This window comes from Sulfitobacter sp. 1A12779 (assembly GCF_043557315.1).
Taxonomy (GTDB): Bacteria; Pseudomonadota; Alphaproteobacteria; order Rhodobacterales; family Rhodobacteraceae; genus Sulfitobacter; species Sulfitobacter faviae.
On record NZ_JBIFFU010000006.1, the window covers coordinates 135,162 to 150,600 of the forward strand.

Consider the following 15,439-nt stretch of genomic DNA (forward strand, 5'->3'; position numbering starts at 1 on the left):
GGAGAGATATATGACCCCTTCGATTTTTTCCGGCTGCATCCCGGCCCTGATGACCCCCTGCACCGAAGACCGGAAACCTGACTTCGACGCTTTGGTGCGTATGGGCAAAAAGCTCATCGCCGATGGGATGAGCGCGGTGGTTTACTGCGGGTCCATGGGCGATTGGCCGCTGTTGACCGATGCAGAGCGGATGGACGGCGTCGGACGCCTGGTTGAGGCGGGCGTGCCGGTGGTTGTGGGCACGGGGGCCGTGAATACGAAGCTGGCCGCCGAACATGCGGCGCATGCGCAAAAGGTCGGCGCCAAGGGGCTGATGTTGATCCCCCGCATCCTGTCGCGCGGCACATCGGTCGCCGCGCAGAAGGATCACTTCAAAAAGGTTCTCTCGGCGGCGCCTGAGCTTCCTGCCGTGATCTACAACAGCCCCTATTACGGTTTTGCCACCCGGGCCGATCTGTTCTTTGCGCTGCGGGCCGAACATTCCAACCTTGTTGGTTTCAAGGAGTTCGGCGGCGCGGATGATCTGCGCTATGCGGCGGAGAATATCACCAGCCGGGATGATGAGGTCACGCTGATGATCGGTGTGGATACCACCGTCTTCCACGGTTTCGTCAATTGCGGCGCCACCGGTGCGATCACCGGGATCGGCAATGTGCTGCCGCGCGAAGTGTTGCATCTGGTTGCCCTCAGCCAAGCTGCGGCAGCGGGCGATGCCGAAGCGCGTCAGCGCGCGCAGGAGCTTGATGCAGCCCTTGGTGTTTTGTCCTCCTTCGATGAGGGGCCGGACCTCGTGCTTTATTATAAGCATCTGATGGTGCTCGAAGGCCATGCGGAATATGCCTTGCATTTTAATGAGACCGACGCGCTGACCGACAGCCAGCGCGGCTATGCCGAGGCGCAGTATAAGCTTTTCCGCACATGGTATGCCGATTGGAGCCAGCAGGGCGGGGCGGTCGCCAAATACGCCGCCTAATTTCCTCAGCCACCACTCCCCGGCTGGGCAGGCCCGTCGCATTTGCGGCGGGCCTTTTGCGTTCGTGGCAAGCCTTTCGAAGAAGATAATTGCAAACGCATATAAATGTGACTAGCATCTTTGCAGGGACAACGCATCGGGAGTGGGTGCGCCATTTGAGGGAGATTAATTGAAATGAGTGCTACGGATTTAATGCGTGATTTCGGCGTGATGCTGGCTTCGGGCGGGGTCGAGGTCGTCGATTGCTCGGGCGTTTTGGGGCCGGATACGCCGATCCTGCAACTGCCTGCCGATTTCGCCAAGCCGACGCCGAAGGTCGAGATTCACAAGATTAGCGAATATGACGAAGACGGCCCCTTCTTTGCCTGGAACTGGATGGTGCTGGGCGAGCATTCGGGCACGCATTTCGACGCGCCGCATCATTGGATCACCGGCAAGGATTACGACGACGGCTTCACCGATACGCTCGACGTGCAGCGTCTGGTCGCCCCGGTCAATGTGATCGATTGTTCGCAGCAGGCGCAGGAAGACCCGGATTTCCTGCTCGATGCCAAGGGCATCAAGGAATGGGAAGCCGAGTATGGCGAGATCGGCGAAGGCGAATGGGTCGTCATGCGCACTGATTGGGACGCGCGCGTCGATGACGAGGCGCGGTTTCTTAACGCCGATGAGACCGGGCCGCACAGCCCCGGGCCGACCCCGGATGCGATTCAGTACCTGATGGAGAAGAAGATCGTCGGCTGGGGTACGCAGTGCATCGGCACCGATGCGGGGCAAGCGGGCGGGATGGAGCCGCCCTATCCGGCGCATAACCTGCTGCATAAGAACAACTGTTTTGGTCTGGCGTCACTGGCCAACCTCGACAAACTGCCGCCGAAGGGGGCGATCCTGATCGCCGCGCCGTTGAAGATCAAGAACGGCACCGGCAGCCCCATTCGGGCGCTGGCACTGGTGCCGAAGGGCTGATCGGTGACAGATACACCACCTTCCAAGGCCGAGAACGCGCCGCTGGATCGGATGGGGCTCGATAATTTCGCGCCCTATCTGATGAACCGGATCATGGGGCGGTACAACGCCGCCCTGTCAGCAGAAATGGCGGCACTCGGCCTGACCACGCCACAGATGCGCTCGCTCGCGGTGCTGTCGGTGACCGACGGCATCCTGATCCGCGAGTTGGCGGTTTACGCGGTGGTGCAGCAATCCACGCTGAGCCGCGCGCTCGACGCGCTGGTGCGCGACGGGCTGGTCCGGCGCGAGACCGACGCCAACGACAGCCGCGCCACGCGGGTCTACCTTACCGATCAGGGGCGCGAGGCCTATTCGCGGCTCTGGCCGCATATGGCGCAGGCTTATGAGGCGATGTTCAAGGGCATCGGCCCCGAGGAGAAGGCGGCCTTCGTGGCCACCTTGCAGACCATGCTGCGCAACATCCGAAAACACGATTTCTGAGAGGGTCCGATGGCCGAACGTTCGTTCAAGGCAGAGGTGGAACATCTGCGCAAGGGAGACGGCGACGTCTTCACCGGCGAGGGCATCCTTGCGATCACCAAGGCGCTCTTGGAGAACGGCGTGGGCTACGTCGGCGGCTACCAAGGCGCGCCGATCAGCCACCTGATGGACGTGCTGGCCGACGCCGAGGAGCTGATGGGCGAGCTGGGCGTGCGCTTTGAGGCCAACGCCTCCGAGGCCGCGGCTGCGGCGATGCTGGCCGCGTCCGTTCACTACCCGATCCGGGGGGCGGTGACCTTCAAGGGGCCGGTGGGGGTGAACGTGGCCTCGGACGCATTGGCCAACCTCAGCTCCTCGGGCGTGACCGGCGGCGCGCTGGTGATCGTGGGGGAGGACTACGGCGAAGGCTCCTCGATCATGCAGGAGCGCAGCCACGGCTTTGCCATGAAATCGCAGTTCTGGATGCTCGACCCGCGCCCGAACCTGCCGTCGATCACCAAGGCGGTGAAGGATGGGTTCGAGCTGTCCGAGGCCAGCAACACGCCGGTCATGCTGATGGTGCGCATCCGGTCCTGCCACGTCACGGGCAGTTTCGAGACCCGCGACAACCAGCGCCCCCCGCTCACCGTGGCCGAGGCGGCGGCGAACCCGCAGTCGGATTTGAACCGCGTGGTGCTGCCGCCGATGTCCTACCTGCATGAGAAGGACAAGATCGAGAACCGCTGGCCCGCGGCTGAGAAATTCATCCGCGACAACAAGCTCAACGAATTCTTCGGCCCCGAGAAGGCGCCTCTGGGCATCGTGGTGCAGGGCGGCATGTATAATTCCGTCATCCGGGCATTGCAGCGGCTGGGACTGGCGGACATCCACGGCCAGACCGAGGTGCCGCTCTACGTGCTCAACGTCACCTATCCGCTCTTGCGCGACGAATTCGACGACTTCTGCGCTGGCAAGGAGCATGTGCTGGTGGTCGAGGAAGGCCAGCCCGACCACATCGAGCAACAACTCGGCTCCTACCTCTACAAGCTCGACCGCCGGGTGAAGCTGCACGGCAAGGACGTGCTGCCGATGGCCGGGGAATACACCGGGCAGGTGCTGCTGGATGGTCTGACGGCCTTCCTCAAGATCGCCGGGCCGGAGATGCTGCCCGGTGCGGTGCGCGCGCCTAACGCCGAGGCGCCCGCGATCCCGGATCTCACGCAGACCGTGCCGATCCGCCCGCCGGGCTTTTGCACCGGCTGCCCGGAACGCCCGATCTTCGCCGCGATGAAACTGGCTGAGCAGGAGTTGGGTAAACACCAGATCACCGGCGACATCGGCTGCCACCTCTTCGGCTGCCTGCCGCCCTTCGAGATCGGCGGCTCGACCATGGGCTATGGCCTTGGCCCCGCCTCCAACGCGGCCTTTGATGGCGGGGGCGACAAGCGGGTGATCTCGATCTTGGGCGACGGGGGCTTCTGGCACAATGGTTTGTCGACCTCGATCGGCAACATGGTGTTCAACAAGTCAGACAGCGTCGCGGTGATTGTCGACAACTACTATTCCGCCGCCACCGGCGGGCAGGACGTGATGTCGTCGCGCGCGCATAACGACACGAAAAGCACGAACAACCCGATTTCCAAGGCGCTCAAGGGCGTCGGCGTGGAATGGGTGCGCCAGATCGACCGGACCTATGACGTGGGCAAGCTGCGCGAGGTGCTGCGCGAGGCGCTGACCACCGATTACAAGGGGCCGAAGGTGATCGTGGCGTCGTCGGAATGCATGCTCAACAAGCAGCGCCGCGAGAAGCCGAAGCGCAATCAGGCGATCAAGGACGGCCGCCGCATGGAGGTGCCGCGCTTTGGCGTCGATGCGGATGTCTGCACTGGCGATCACGCCTGCATCCGCCTCTCGGGCTGCCCGTCGCTGTCGCTGAAACGGCTCGACGATCCGCTGCGCGACGACCCGGTGGCGCATATCGACCAGACCTGCGTCGGCTGCGGCAACTGCGGCGAAGTGGCGGATACCGCCGTGCTCTGCCCGTCCTTCTATCAGGCCGACGTGGTGCACAACCCGACGAAGTTCGAGCGTTGGCGGGCCGAGAAGACCGGCCAAATCATTCGCTGGTTGCAAGACCGACGCGACGCGAAACGGCTGCGCAACGAAGGAGTGGCGACATGAACATGGTGCTGCCGCAAAAAACCCCCGACGCGCGGGTCGAGAAGATCATCAAGCTTGCCGTCATGGCCGTGGGCGGGCAGGGCGGTGGCGTGCTCACCGGCTGGATCGAGGCGATGGCCCGGGCCGAGGGCTATGTCTGTCAGGCGACCTCGGTCGCCGGCGTGGCGCAGCGCACGGGGGCCACGATCTACTACGTCGAAATGGCCCCCAAGGGCGCGCTCGACCCTGTCTTCGCGCTGGCCCCGGCGGCGGGCGACGTGGACGTGCTGATCGCCGCCGAGATGATGGAGGTGGGCCGCGCCGTGATGCGCGGCTTCGTGACGCCGGACCGGACGACGCTGATCGGCTCGACCCACCGCGCGCTGGCGGTGAGCGAGAAGATGGCGCCGGGCGACGGCATCGCCGACGCCGATGAGGTCCGCGCGGCGGCAGAGATCGCGGCGCAGAAACTGGTGCTCGAAGATATGGAAGGGCTGGCCGTCGGCGCGGGTTCGGTCATCTCGGCCTCGCTCTTTGGCGCGCTTGCAGGCTCAGGCGCGCTGCCGTTCCCGCGTGAGGCCTACGAGAACGCGATCCGTGCCGGCGGCAAGGGGGTCGAACCCTCGCTGCGCGCCTTCGCCGCGGGCTTTGACGCGGCACAGGGCAAATTGCCCGAGACCCCGCAGGCGCCCGAAGAAGAGATCAAACCGTTCAGCCTTGTCGGGCCGGAGAAGTTGCAGGCCGAATGGGCCGCGCTGGTGGACCGGGCCGACCGCCTGCCCGAGCCGGTGCGGGACCTCGCGCTTGCCGGGCTCGCCAAGGTAGTGAACTTTCAGGACTGCGCCTATGGCGCGCTCTATCTCGACCGGCTCGATACCGTTTTGGCCCGCGATGATGCCGCACACGACTGGGCGCTTTCGGCGGCGGCGGCGAAATACATCGCCAATGCCATGGCCTATGACGACATCATCCGCGTGGCGGACCTCAAGACCCGCGCCCCGCGTCTGTCGCACATCCGCCAAGAGATGCGTGCGGGTGACGAGAACCTGCTGCAGCTGACCGAGTATTTCCACCCCCGCGCCGAAGAGATCGCCGGGCTCATGCCCGCGCGGCTCGGCGCCAAGGTGGAGGCGAGCGAGACGTGGATGGTCCGGCTGAACCGCTGGTTCGACAAGGGCCGCCGTCTGCGCACCGACCGGCTGCCTGCCTTCCTGATGCTGCATTTCCTCGGCGGCCTGAAGGGCTACCGGCTGCGCACCCATCGCCATGCGCTGGAGGTCGCGCATCTGGAGGACTGGCTGCGCCGCTGCCTTGCGGAGGTGGAGAGTGACTACGCGCTTGCCGTGGAACTGGTGAAATGCCGCCGCCTGATCAAGGGCTACTCCGACACCCATGCGCGGGGTCTGGGCAAGTTCGACCGCGTGATGGATGCCGCCGACCTGCTCCGCGGGCGTGACGACGCGGCGGACTGGATCGCGCGGCTGCGCGAGGCGGCGTTGCAGGATGCGGAAGGCAAGGCGCTCGACGGGGCCATCGCCACGGTGCGGTCCTTCGTCTGAGGTGCCCGTTTTCTGAGCGGGCGCGGGGCGGATCACGCACAGAGCGGCCCCCGGCACCCGCATCGCAGTTGACCAAAGGTCAGCACCGCGCCTAGCTGGACGCAGTCACAGGGGACCGCTGCCATGGAACTTTCGCATCTCATCGCCTTCAACATCGCGCTCATCGCGTCGATCCTCAGCCCCGGCCCGGCCTTTCTGATCGCGTTGAAAACGGCGCTGAGTTCGGGACGGCAGGCGGGCGTTGCGGTGGGGGCTGGTCTCGGCCTCGTGGCGTCGTTCTGGACACTCGCCGCGCTCTTGGGGTTGGAGGCCGTCTTCCTCGCCTTCCCATGGGCCTATGCCATCGTGAAAACCGTGGGCGCAGCCTACCTGCTCTATGTGGCTTACGGCATGTGGCGCGGGGCGCGGGCACCGGTGACCAGCACGGTGACACCCGCCCGCCATGCGTTCCGGCAGGGGCTGATGATCAACATCCTGAACCCCAAATCGGTGCTTTTCGCCGCCGCGGTGCTGGTCGTCATCTTCCCCGAGGGGATGCGGCTGAGCGAGAACCTCTTGATCGTCGCCAATCACCTGATCATCGAACTGGCCTTCTACACCGCATTGGCCTTCGGCATGAGCCGCCCTGCCGTCAGTCAAGGTTACCTGCGCGCGAAGGTCTATTTCGACCGCACCGCCTCGGCTGTGCTGGGGCTTTTGGGGCTGCGGCTGTTGCTTGCGCGTTAAAGCTCGGCCTCCCACCGGCGCGACAGGCGCATGGCACCGTTGATGATGCCGACCATTGAGTAGGTCTGGGGGAAGTTGCCCCAGCCCTCACCAGTGGCAAAGGCAGTATCTTCGGACATCAGACCAAGGTGGTTGCGGGCCTCCAGCAACTCTTCGAACAGTTTGCGCGCTTCCTCTTCGCGGCCAATCCGTGCCAGCGCGTCGATGCGCCAGAAGGCGCAGACGTTGAAGCCCACCTCCGGCACGCCGAAATCGTCGGCTTCTTCGTAACGCAGCATGAAGGGGCCGCGGCCCAGCACTTCGGAAAGACGTTCGACCGTGGCGATGAATCGCGGGTCTTTCGGCGGCAGAAAGCCGACCTCGCCCATCAGCAAAACGCTTGCGTCGAGGGTGCTGCCGCCAAAGCTTTCGACAAAGGCGCCGCGTTCCTCGGACCATGCGTTGTCGAGGATCTTGTCGCGGATCACCTCGGCCCGCTCCGCCCAGAGGGTGGCGCGGTCGTCCAATTCCAGATGCCGCGCGATCTTGGCCAGACGGTCGCAGGCGGCCCAGCACATCAGCGACGAGGAGGTGTGAATCCGCGCGCGGCTGCGCAATTCCCAAATGCCCGCATCGGGCTGGTCGTGCAGCTCCCACGCCTGTTCGCCGAGCGGCTCCAACTGCTCATAGGCGGTGCGCCCGGTGTTCATCGGCAGCCGGTGATCGAAAAACGCCGGGGCCGCGCCGAGGATGATGTTGCCATAGGTGTCATGCTGGAAATGCTCATGCGCCTGATTGCCGATCCGCACCGGCCCCATCCCACGGAACCCCTGTAGGCTGGGTGAGATACGTTCGGTCAGCGCCGTCTCAAGCCCCAGCCCCAGCACCGGCTGGATATGCCCGCCCTCGGCATCGGCCACGGCATTCATCAGCCATTGGAAATAATGCTCCAACGTGCGGGTCGCGGCGAGGCTGTTGAGGGCGCGCACGGTGAAAAACGCATCGCGCACCCAGCAATAGCGGTAATCCCAGTTGCGCCCCGAATCCGGCGCCTCAGGCAGGGAGGTGGTGATCGCGGCGATCACCCCGCCCGTGGCCTCGTAGCTACACAGTTTCAACGTGATCGCGGCGCGGATGACGGCCTCCTGCCACTCGAAAGGGATCGCCAAACGCTGGGTCCAGCGCTGCCAATAGCAGGTCGTCTTGGTGCGGAAGGTGGTGCCGATCTGCTCAGGGCTGTCCGACAGGGTCTCATCGGGGCCGAGGATAAAGGTCATCTCACCTTCGAGGTTGATCATCCGCCCGTCGAGCACATGATCAATCGGCGCGTCGGTGGTCAGGCGCATGTTCTGCTCTGGCCCGACGAAGCGCACATGATTGGAGCCACGGGTGAGGGTTGGGGCCACTTCCCCCCATTGAAAGCGCGGCTTCAGCCGCATCCGCACACGGGGGGAACCTTCGATACGCCGCACCTGCCGCACCAGCATCTGCGGGCGAAAGCTGCGGCCATAGGCGGTGAAACGGGGGCAGAAGTCGACAATCTCGACCGCGCCTTTGGGGCTGCGCAACACGGTGCGCAGGATCGCGGTATTGGGCAGATAGCTCTGCTCGCTCTCGGTCATATCTTCGAGTTCGACGGCAAATTCCCCGTCGCCCTCTTCGCCCGCGCCATGGCCCATCAGGCTGTGAAAGACCGGATCGCCGTCGAAACGCGGCAGGCAGAACCAGTTGATCGCCCCTTCGCGGCTGACCAGCGCCGCAACCGCGCAATTCCCGATGACACCCAGATCCATAAGTCCCTCTTTTCTATTCCTATTGCGTCTGCCGGGCGGGCCGGATCAGCGCAAAATCTCTTCCAGCCAATCGGCAAAACCGGCCACGTCTTCGATGCGATGTTGGGCTTCGGTCGGCCCTTGGCCAATCTTGATGCCAAAGCCACCCATGGCCTGCGCCGCGCGAAAGCCGTCTTCATCCGTCACGTCATCGCCGACCATCACGGGCAGGCGGTCTGTAAAGGCGGGGGAGGCCATGAACCGCGCCACCGCGCCGCCCTTGTCGACACCTTTCAAGGCGACCTCGCTAACCATCTTGCCATGCAAACCGCGCAGGCTGGAGTCTTCGCCGACCAGCGTATCGACGAAGCCGCGACAGGCGTCTTCTTGATCCGGGGCCTTGCGGTAATGCAGCGCGATCGCGCCCGGCTTGCGCTCGGACGTCACCCCATGCAGCACGGCGAATTCCTCGACCCGGTCGATGACCGGGGTGGGGATTCCCGCGCTCTGCTCCGGCGCGTGATCTTCAGCGGTGCTAAGCCGCAGCTCCAACCCATGCGATCCCGAGAGCGGCAGGCGCAGCGCGCCCAAGATACGGTCCACATCCGCCATGGCCCGGCCAGAGATCACCGCCACCGCCCCATCGGTCTTTGCGACGAGACGGGTCAGCAGATGGCGCGTCGCCTCCGGCAGACAGGCGTCTTCGGGGTTGTCGACAATGGGGGCGAGCGTGCCGTCGAGATCAAGGAAGAACGCATGGCGCTCGACCGGGATCACGGGCGGCAGGTTGCGGGGCGACAGGGTGGTGCTATCCATAGGGTCCGGTCTATCCGTTTCGTTGCACGGGCGTTCCCCCAGAAACCTATGCGCCAGCGCAGCGAAATCAACGGATTTATGCTGCAACTGCGCAGAGATGCGCGATGTGCGCCGCGGGAACCCAGCCGATGCGCCCGCGTTGATCAAAACGGGGGCAGGCCCCAGACGCCACCCCGCCTATCGCAATCGGAAGCCCAGATGACCGCACCGTCGACGCTCAGGTACTACCCCGACAGCAAACCCGGCATCGCTCGGCGGCGCTGCGGGCGGGGGTTTTCCTATCACGCGCCCGATGGCCGTTGCATCAAGGACAAGGCCGAGCGGGCGCGGCTGGTGAAACTGGCGGTGCCCCCGGCCTATGAGCGGGTCTGGATCAGCCCCTATGACAACGGTCACCTTCAGGCGACCGGCTTCGATGCGCGAGGCCGCAAGCAATACCGTTACCATCCGCTCTGGTCCGAGGCGCAGGCGCAGGAGAAATACGCAAGCCTGCCCGAGTTTGCCGAAACCCTGCCGCGCATCCGCCGCCGCGTGCGCCGTGATCTTAAGGAGGAGTTGGGCGAACGTGATTTCGCTCTGGCCGCCGCCGTGGCGATGATCGACCGGCTGTCGCTGCGCGTCGGCAATCAGGTCTATGCCGAAACCAACCGGACCTATGGCACGCTGACCCTGAAACGGCGGCATCTGGTCCTGCGCGACGGGAAGTTGCAGGCGTCTTTCATGGCGAAGGGCGGCAAACGGGTTCGCCGCCAGATCGCCAACCGCACCCTAATGCGCGCGCTTGAGAAAATTCGCGATCTGCCCGGCGCGGACCTGCTGACATGGCTCGACGAAGAGGGGCAGCCGCGCAGTCTGACCTCAACCGCGCTGAACGACTACATTGCCGAGGCCGCTGGCACCGAAGGCTTCTCGGCCAAGACCTTTCGCACTTGGGCCGGGTCCGTCGCCGCCTTCGACGTGGCGCTGAAAGAGGACAAGCCCAGCATCAAAGCCATGGCCGAAGCCGCCGCCGAACGGTTGCACAATACGCCCAGCATCGCGCGCAACAGCTATATCCATCCGCAGGTGATCGAACTTTGCCAGACCCCGCAAGACTTGCCGGACCCGCCCGATATCGACGATATGACCCAAGCCGAACGGGGGCTGTTGGCCTTTCTGCGCGCGAAGACGTGAACTTGAATCGACCATTCGGGCGAACTTTCACGGCGCTCACGCATTGTTAAAATGAATAGCGCTATCGCCGGACGTTAGAAGGACCAGAATTTCATGAGCGATACAGGTCGGCCAACCCTCAGCGGCGTCCTAGATGAGATGGAGCATCTTTCCGGCGGCGCGGATCGGCAAATCACCGTGGAAGAGATCATTGATTGTCTGGGCAAACATTCTTTTGCCTCAACCATCCTTGCCTTCAGCCTGATCTCAACCTCACCCGCCAGCGGCATTCCGGGGATCACGGCTTTCATCGGTTTGGTGGTGCTGTTTCTGGTGGTGCAGATGATCTTTGGCCGCGACAGCCTTTGGCTGCCCGGTTTCGTCATGCGCCGTGACATCGCCGCGAAGAAACTCCGCGAGGGGGTGCGATGGCTGCGCCGTCCGGTGGATTTCGTGGACCGCTATCTGCATGAGCGCTCGACCTTCATCCTGCACCGACCGTGGATTTACCTGCCCCTGTTCATGGTGATGGCCCTATCGATGTTCATGCCCTTCATGGAAGTCGTACCCACTTCCGGCTCCATCGCGTCGGCGATGATCGCCATCTTCGCGGCGGGCTATCTGATGCGCGACGGGCGGGTGGTCATTCTGTCGATGATCCTCATGTCGCTGCTGCCTGTGGGGGTCGCGTGGTTCTTTCTTGGGCGCTGAGAAATTAATTCCGGCTCTAGGCCATGCTGCACCTGCAAAAGATTTGACCAAAGGCGCTCAAGCTGGGAACCTTTACCGACCTAAACCATTAAACCGTTAGTGGTGCTCGGCGTTCCGCCTAATCAGGCTCGGCGACCGAAAATGATTGTTCCCGAGGCATAAAATGGCTGGCAGATTAATTGTAATCTCAAATCGCATTCCATCGGAGGCCGCCCCTTCCGGTGGGCTGGTCTATGCGCTGCATGAAACCCTGCGCAAGATCGGCGGCATTTGGATCGGGTCGCACCCCGAAACCACGGAAACCCCCGCCAACAGTCTCAGCGAATATGGCGATCAGGGCAATTACACCCGGCTGAGCTTTAGCCTAACCCCCGAAGACTACAAGAATTTCTACCTCGGCTTCTCGAACTCCGTGCTTTGGCCTGTCTGTCACCGCCGCGGCGATCTGGTCAAGCTCGACCGCGGGTTCGAGCGGGGCTATTGCGCCGTCAACGCGCGCCTCGCCCGGCAGGTGATGGAGGTGGCCGAGCCAGACGATATGATCTGGGTGCACGACTATCATTTCTTCCCCCTCGCCACAGAGCTGCGCAAGCTGGGCTTTACCGGCAAGATCGGGTTTTTCCTGCATATTCCCTTCCCCGCCTTGGGCGATATGGGCGCCCTCCCGCGGGAGGCCAATCTGGCGCATTGGCTGGCGGATTATGACCTCGTAGGCCTGCAAACCCGCGCCGATGTGGCCCGCTGTCTTGAGATGTTCCGGGCCGAAACCGATTCCGAATTCCTGATGGATGGCACGATCAAATGCGGCTCCCGCGCGGTGGCGCTGCGGTCTTTCCCCATCGGCATCGACGTGGAGACCTTTGTGAAGGCCGCGCAGGGCGGCAGCGCGCAGGACCGTCTGGCCGACGATATGGCGGGTGACATCGTGATCGGCGTCGACCGGCTGGATTACTCCAAAGGTCTGCCCAACCGCTTCCGCGCCTTTGGCCGCTATCTTGAAACCCGGGATGAGCGCGAACGGCGGGTAAGCATGGTCCAAATCGCCCCGCCCAGCCGAGAGGAAGTCGCCGCCTATCGCGAGTTGCGCTACGAGCTGGAAGAGCTTGTCGGCCGCGTGAACGGGGAGCATGGAGAGATCGACTGGACCCCGCTGCGCTATATTCATCGCAACCTTGATCGCAACCTTTTGGCCCGCCTCTATCGCCGGGCGCGGGTCGGGATCGTGACGCCCTTCGCCGATGGGATGAACCTTGTGGCCAAAGAATATGTCGCCGCGCAAGACCCCGAAGACCCCGGCGTGCTGATCCTGTCGCATATGGCCGGCGCCGCCGAAGACCTCGCGGATGCGATTCAGGTCAACCCCTATGATATCGAAGACATGAGCGAAGCGCTCAAGACCGCGCTCGCCCTGCCGCTGGAAGAGCGCAAGCGCCGCCATGCAAGCTGCATGGCGCAGGTGCGGGCCACGGACGTGAACCTCTGGAGCCAGCATTTCGTCCACGCTTTGAAAGCCTGCAAGCCGACGCTCGTGGTCAAGCCCCGCGCGCGGGAATGGACAGACGCCTAGCGGCGGGGGTCACTCTTCCGGCGCATAGACCACTGCGGTCTCCCAACCGCTGCATTTTTCGGCAAGGCCCGCAGGCAGCGCCAGATCGGTAAAGAACATATCCACCTCCCGCGCTGAGGCGATCCGCGCGGGGGCAGAGCGTTTGAATTTGGAATGATCGGTCACCAAAAAAGTCTTCCGCGACTGCGCGATGATACATTGGCTGACGCCCACTTCCTCGATGTCGAAGTCGAGCAGATCACCATCCGCATCCATGGCCGAACAGCCGATCACTGCGATGTCGAATTTGAACTGGCGGATCGTCTCGATCGTTAGATTGCCGACCAGACCGCCGTCCATCCGGCGCAGTGCGCCGCCGGTCAGCACGATGCGGCATTCGGGGTTATCGACCAGAATATTCGCCACGTTCATGTTGTTCGTTACCACCATCAAATCCCGGTGGTGAAGCAGGGCGCGGGCCACCGCCTCGGTACTGGTACCGATATTTAGAAAGACCGAACAGCCGTCGGGGATATGTTCGGCGCAGGCGCGGGCGATGCGATTCTTGGCCTCTTCATGCAGATTGCGCCGCTCGGCATAGCCGATGTTGCTGGCCCCCGAGGGCAGCACCGCGCCGCCATGGACCCGCTCAAGCTTACCGCTGTCGGCCAGTTCCGTAAGGTCACGGCGGATGGTCTGATGGGTCACGCCGAAATGTTCGGCCAGCCCATCGACGGTGACTTTGCCTTCGCGCCGGGCGATTTCAAGGATGTCGGGATGGCGGAATGTCTGTGAAATGGGCGTCGCTCCTGCCTGCTGTTGGCGCATTATCTCCAGTGTTTTGGCTAACGCAAGCAATCGCGCAGCAAGACACGTTTAACATGTTCGCTATGCTGGCGAAACGAACATAACCGAAAATAATTCTTGTGCAGATGAGAGTCGTTTCGTAACACTGCCCCAAATTGGACAGTCTGAGCTGGGGGAGGGCCGGATCGTGAACCAACAGCCCGATAGCCATATGGCCGCTGCCCCGGTCGATTTATTCGTCATCGGTGGTGGCATTAACGGGGCCGGGATCGCGCGCGACGCGGCAGGCCGGGGTCTGAGCGTGACCTTGGCCGAGATGAACGATCTGGCCTCGGCGACATCTTCGGCCTCGACCAAGCTTTTTCACGGCGGGCTGCGTTACCTTGAGTATTTCGAGATCGGCCTCGTGCGCCATGCGTTGACCGAGCGCGAGGTGCTGCTAAAGGCGATGCCGCATATCTCTTGGCCGATGCGTTTCGTGCTGCCCTATCACCGCGACATGCGGTTCGAGGGCGACACGCCGACTTCCAAGCTGCTGCGGTTGTTCATGCCGTGGATGCGGGGCCGCCGCCCGGCATGGCTGATCCGTCTGGGCCTGTTCCTCTATGACAACCTCGGCGGGCGTAAAATCCTGCCCGCCACACGCAGCCTTTCCTTGCGCGGCACGCCCGAAGGGGCGCCGCTGGAGGATCGGTTCGAGAAGGCTTTCGAGTATTCCGACTGCTGGATCGAAGACTCCCGCCTTGTGGTGCTGAACGCCCGCGACGCCGAACTGCGCGGCGCGCGTATCATGACCCGGACCAAGGTCGTCTCTGCCGACCGCAGCGCCGATGGCTGGGCGGTCACCGTGGAGCATGGCGCGGATGGCCAGCGCGAGGTGATCCACGCCAAGATGCTGGTCAACGCGGGTGGTCCGTGGGTCGGCGACATCATCCACAACACCGCGCGGCTGAACTCCTCCGAAGGGGTGCGGCTGGTGCGCGGCAGCCATATCGTGACCAAGCGGCTCTACGATCACGACAAATGCTATTTCTTCCAAGGCACCGATGGGCGGATCATCTTCACGATCCCCTATGAACAGGACTTCACCCTGATCGGCACCACCGACGCCGATCATCCTGATCCATCCGTCACCCCGGAATGCACGCCCGAAGAGCAGGACTACCTGATCGACTTCGTGAACGGCTATCTCAAGCAGGACATCACCCGCAATGACATCGTCTGGACCTATTCCGGGGTGCGTCCGCTTTATGACGACGGGGCGAGCAGCGCCACGGCGGCGACGCGGGACTATACGCTCAAGGTCGACAAGACCGGCGGCGCGCCGATCCTCAATGTCTTTGGCGGCAAGATCACAACCTACCGCAAGCTGGCCGAAGACGCGCTGGAGCTGATCGCGCCGCATTTCGACGGGCTGTCGGGCCATTGGACCGCAGGCGTCGCCCTGCCCGGCGGTGATTTCCCGGTGGACGGCGTGGCGCAGTTGATCGCGCGGCTGAAAGCGGATTATGACTTTCTGGATGAAAGCTGGGCAGCCCGGCTGATCCGCGCCTATGGTACGGATGCACGGGCCATGGCGGGCGAGGCCAAGACGCTGGCGGATATGGGCGAGCATTTCGGGGCCACCCTCACCGCGCGCGAGGTCGCTTGGCTGATGAACAAGGAATATGCCCTCAGCGCAGAGGACGTCGTCTGGCGCCGCAGCAAGCTGGGCCTGCGAATGGACGAGGCGCAGATCGCGCGTCTTGATGAATGGATGCAGATGCGCGCGGCGAAACAAGCCGCCTCTGCGGCGGAATGAGGGGAGGTC

13 protein-coding genes are annotated in these 15,439 nt (G+C 63.5%); 10 read left to right on the forward strand and 3 right to left on the reverse strand.

The window, feature by feature from the left end:
• Nucleotides 1–10 precede the first annotated feature (10 nt).
• The 6 genes from ACGYLQ_RS09350 (at nt 11) to ACGYLQ_RS09375 (ending at nt 6,846) form a co-directional block, all read left to right on the forward strand.
• The gene (locus ACGYLQ_RS09350) at nt 11–973 is read left to right on the forward strand and encodes a dihydrodipicolinate synthase family protein (RefSeq protein WP_394442412.1); all 963 of its coding nucleotides are present in this window, start codon (nt 11–13) and stop codon (nt 971–973) included.
• 174 nt (nt 974–1,147) lie between these two features.
• Nucleotides 1,148–1,939 carry a cyclase family protein gene (locus tag ACGYLQ_RS09355; protein ID WP_394442415.1) on the forward strand — a complete coding sequence of 264 codons (792 nt, stop codon included), beginning with the start codon at nt 1,148–1,150 and terminating at the stop codon, nt 1,937–1,939.
• Nucleotides 1,940–1,942: 3 nt separating this feature from the next.
• Nucleotides 1,943–2,422: a MarR family winged helix-turn-helix transcriptional regulator gene (locus ACGYLQ_RS09360; RefSeq protein ID WP_394442418.1), complete on the forward strand. Its 480-nt coding sequence runs from the start codon at nt 1,943–1,945 to the stop codon at nt 2,420–2,422.
• Nucleotides 2,423–2,431: 9 nt separating this feature from the next.
• On the forward strand, nt 2,432–4,582 hold the full coding sequence (locus tag ACGYLQ_RS09365) for a thiamine pyrophosphate-dependent enzyme (protein WP_394442421.1): 2,151 nt from the start codon (nt 2,432–2,434) through the stop codon (nt 4,580–4,582).
• Complete coding sequence (locus tag ACGYLQ_RS09370; RefSeq protein ID WP_394442424.1) at nt 4,579–6,120, forward strand: indolepyruvate oxidoreductase subunit beta family protein; 1,542 nt, start codon at nt 4,579–4,581, stop codon at nt 6,118–6,120. The genes ACGYLQ_RS09365 and ACGYLQ_RS09370 overlap by 4 nt, the downstream gene beginning before the upstream one ends.
• A gap of 123 nt (nt 6,121–6,243) precedes the next feature.
• Nucleotides 6,244–6,846 carry a LysE family translocator gene (locus ACGYLQ_RS09375; protein WP_394442427.1) on the forward strand — a complete coding sequence of 201 codons (603 nt, stop codon included), beginning with the start codon at nt 6,244–6,246 and terminating at the stop codon, nt 6,844–6,846.
• On the opposite strand, the gene ACGYLQ_RS09380 is transcribed toward ACGYLQ_RS09375, so the two are convergent.
• Both ACGYLQ_RS09380 and otsB read right to left on the reverse strand, forming a co-directional pair.
• Nucleotides 6,843–8,618 (reverse strand): glycoside hydrolase family 15 protein, encoded by a 1,776-nt coding sequence (locus ACGYLQ_RS09380; RefSeq protein ID WP_394442430.1) that lies wholly within the window; start codon nt 8,616–8,618, stop codon nt 6,843–6,845. The two genes, ACGYLQ_RS09375 and ACGYLQ_RS09380, sit on opposite strands and share 4 nt — an antisense overlap.
• Before the next feature lie 45 nt (nt 8,619–8,663).
• On the reverse strand, nt 8,664–9,413 hold the full coding sequence (gene otsB, locus ACGYLQ_RS09385; RefSeq protein WP_394442433.1) for a trehalose-phosphatase: 750 nt from the start codon (nt 9,411–9,413) through the stop codon (nt 8,664–8,666).
• 198 nt (nt 9,414–9,611) lie between these two features.
• Between otsB and ACGYLQ_RS09390 the strand changes: the two genes are divergently transcribed.
• From ACGYLQ_RS09390 to ACGYLQ_RS09400, 3 genes are all read left to right on the forward strand, one after another.
• The gene (locus tag ACGYLQ_RS09390; RefSeq protein ID WP_394442436.1) at nt 9,612–10,586 is read left to right on the forward strand and encodes a DNA topoisomerase IB; all 975 of its coding nucleotides are present in this window, start codon (nt 9,612–9,614) and stop codon (nt 10,584–10,586) included.
• A 93-nt stretch (nt 10,587–10,679) separates the two neighbouring features.
• Entirely contained in the window at nt 10,680–11,276 is a 597-nt protein-coding gene (locus tag ACGYLQ_RS09395) for an exopolysaccharide biosynthesis protein (RefSeq protein WP_067268470.1), read from the forward strand.
• A gap of 163 nt (nt 11,277–11,439) precedes the next feature.
• The gene (locus tag ACGYLQ_RS09400) at nt 11,440–12,843 is read left to right on the forward strand and encodes a trehalose-6-phosphate synthase (RefSeq protein WP_394442439.1); all 1,404 of its coding nucleotides are present in this window, start codon (nt 11,440–11,442) and stop codon (nt 12,841–12,843) included.
• A gap of 9 nt (nt 12,844–12,852) precedes the next feature.
• Here the strand turns inward: ACGYLQ_RS09400 and ACGYLQ_RS09405 are convergent, their stop codons facing one another.
• Nucleotides 12,853–13,620, reverse strand: coding sequence for a DeoR/GlpR family DNA-binding transcription regulator (locus ACGYLQ_RS09405; RefSeq protein ID WP_067268490.1), 768 nt, complete (start codon nt 13,618–13,620; stop codon nt 12,853–12,855).
• Nucleotides 13,621–13,840: 220 nt separating this feature from the next.
• Between ACGYLQ_RS09405 and glpD the strand changes: the two genes are divergently transcribed.
• Nucleotides 13,841–15,430 (forward strand): glycerol-3-phosphate dehydrogenase, encoded by a 1,590-nt coding sequence (glpD, locus tag ACGYLQ_RS09410; protein WP_394442566.1) that lies wholly within the window; start codon nt 13,841–13,843, stop codon nt 15,428–15,430.
• Nucleotides 15,431–15,439: the final 9 nt, after the last annotated feature.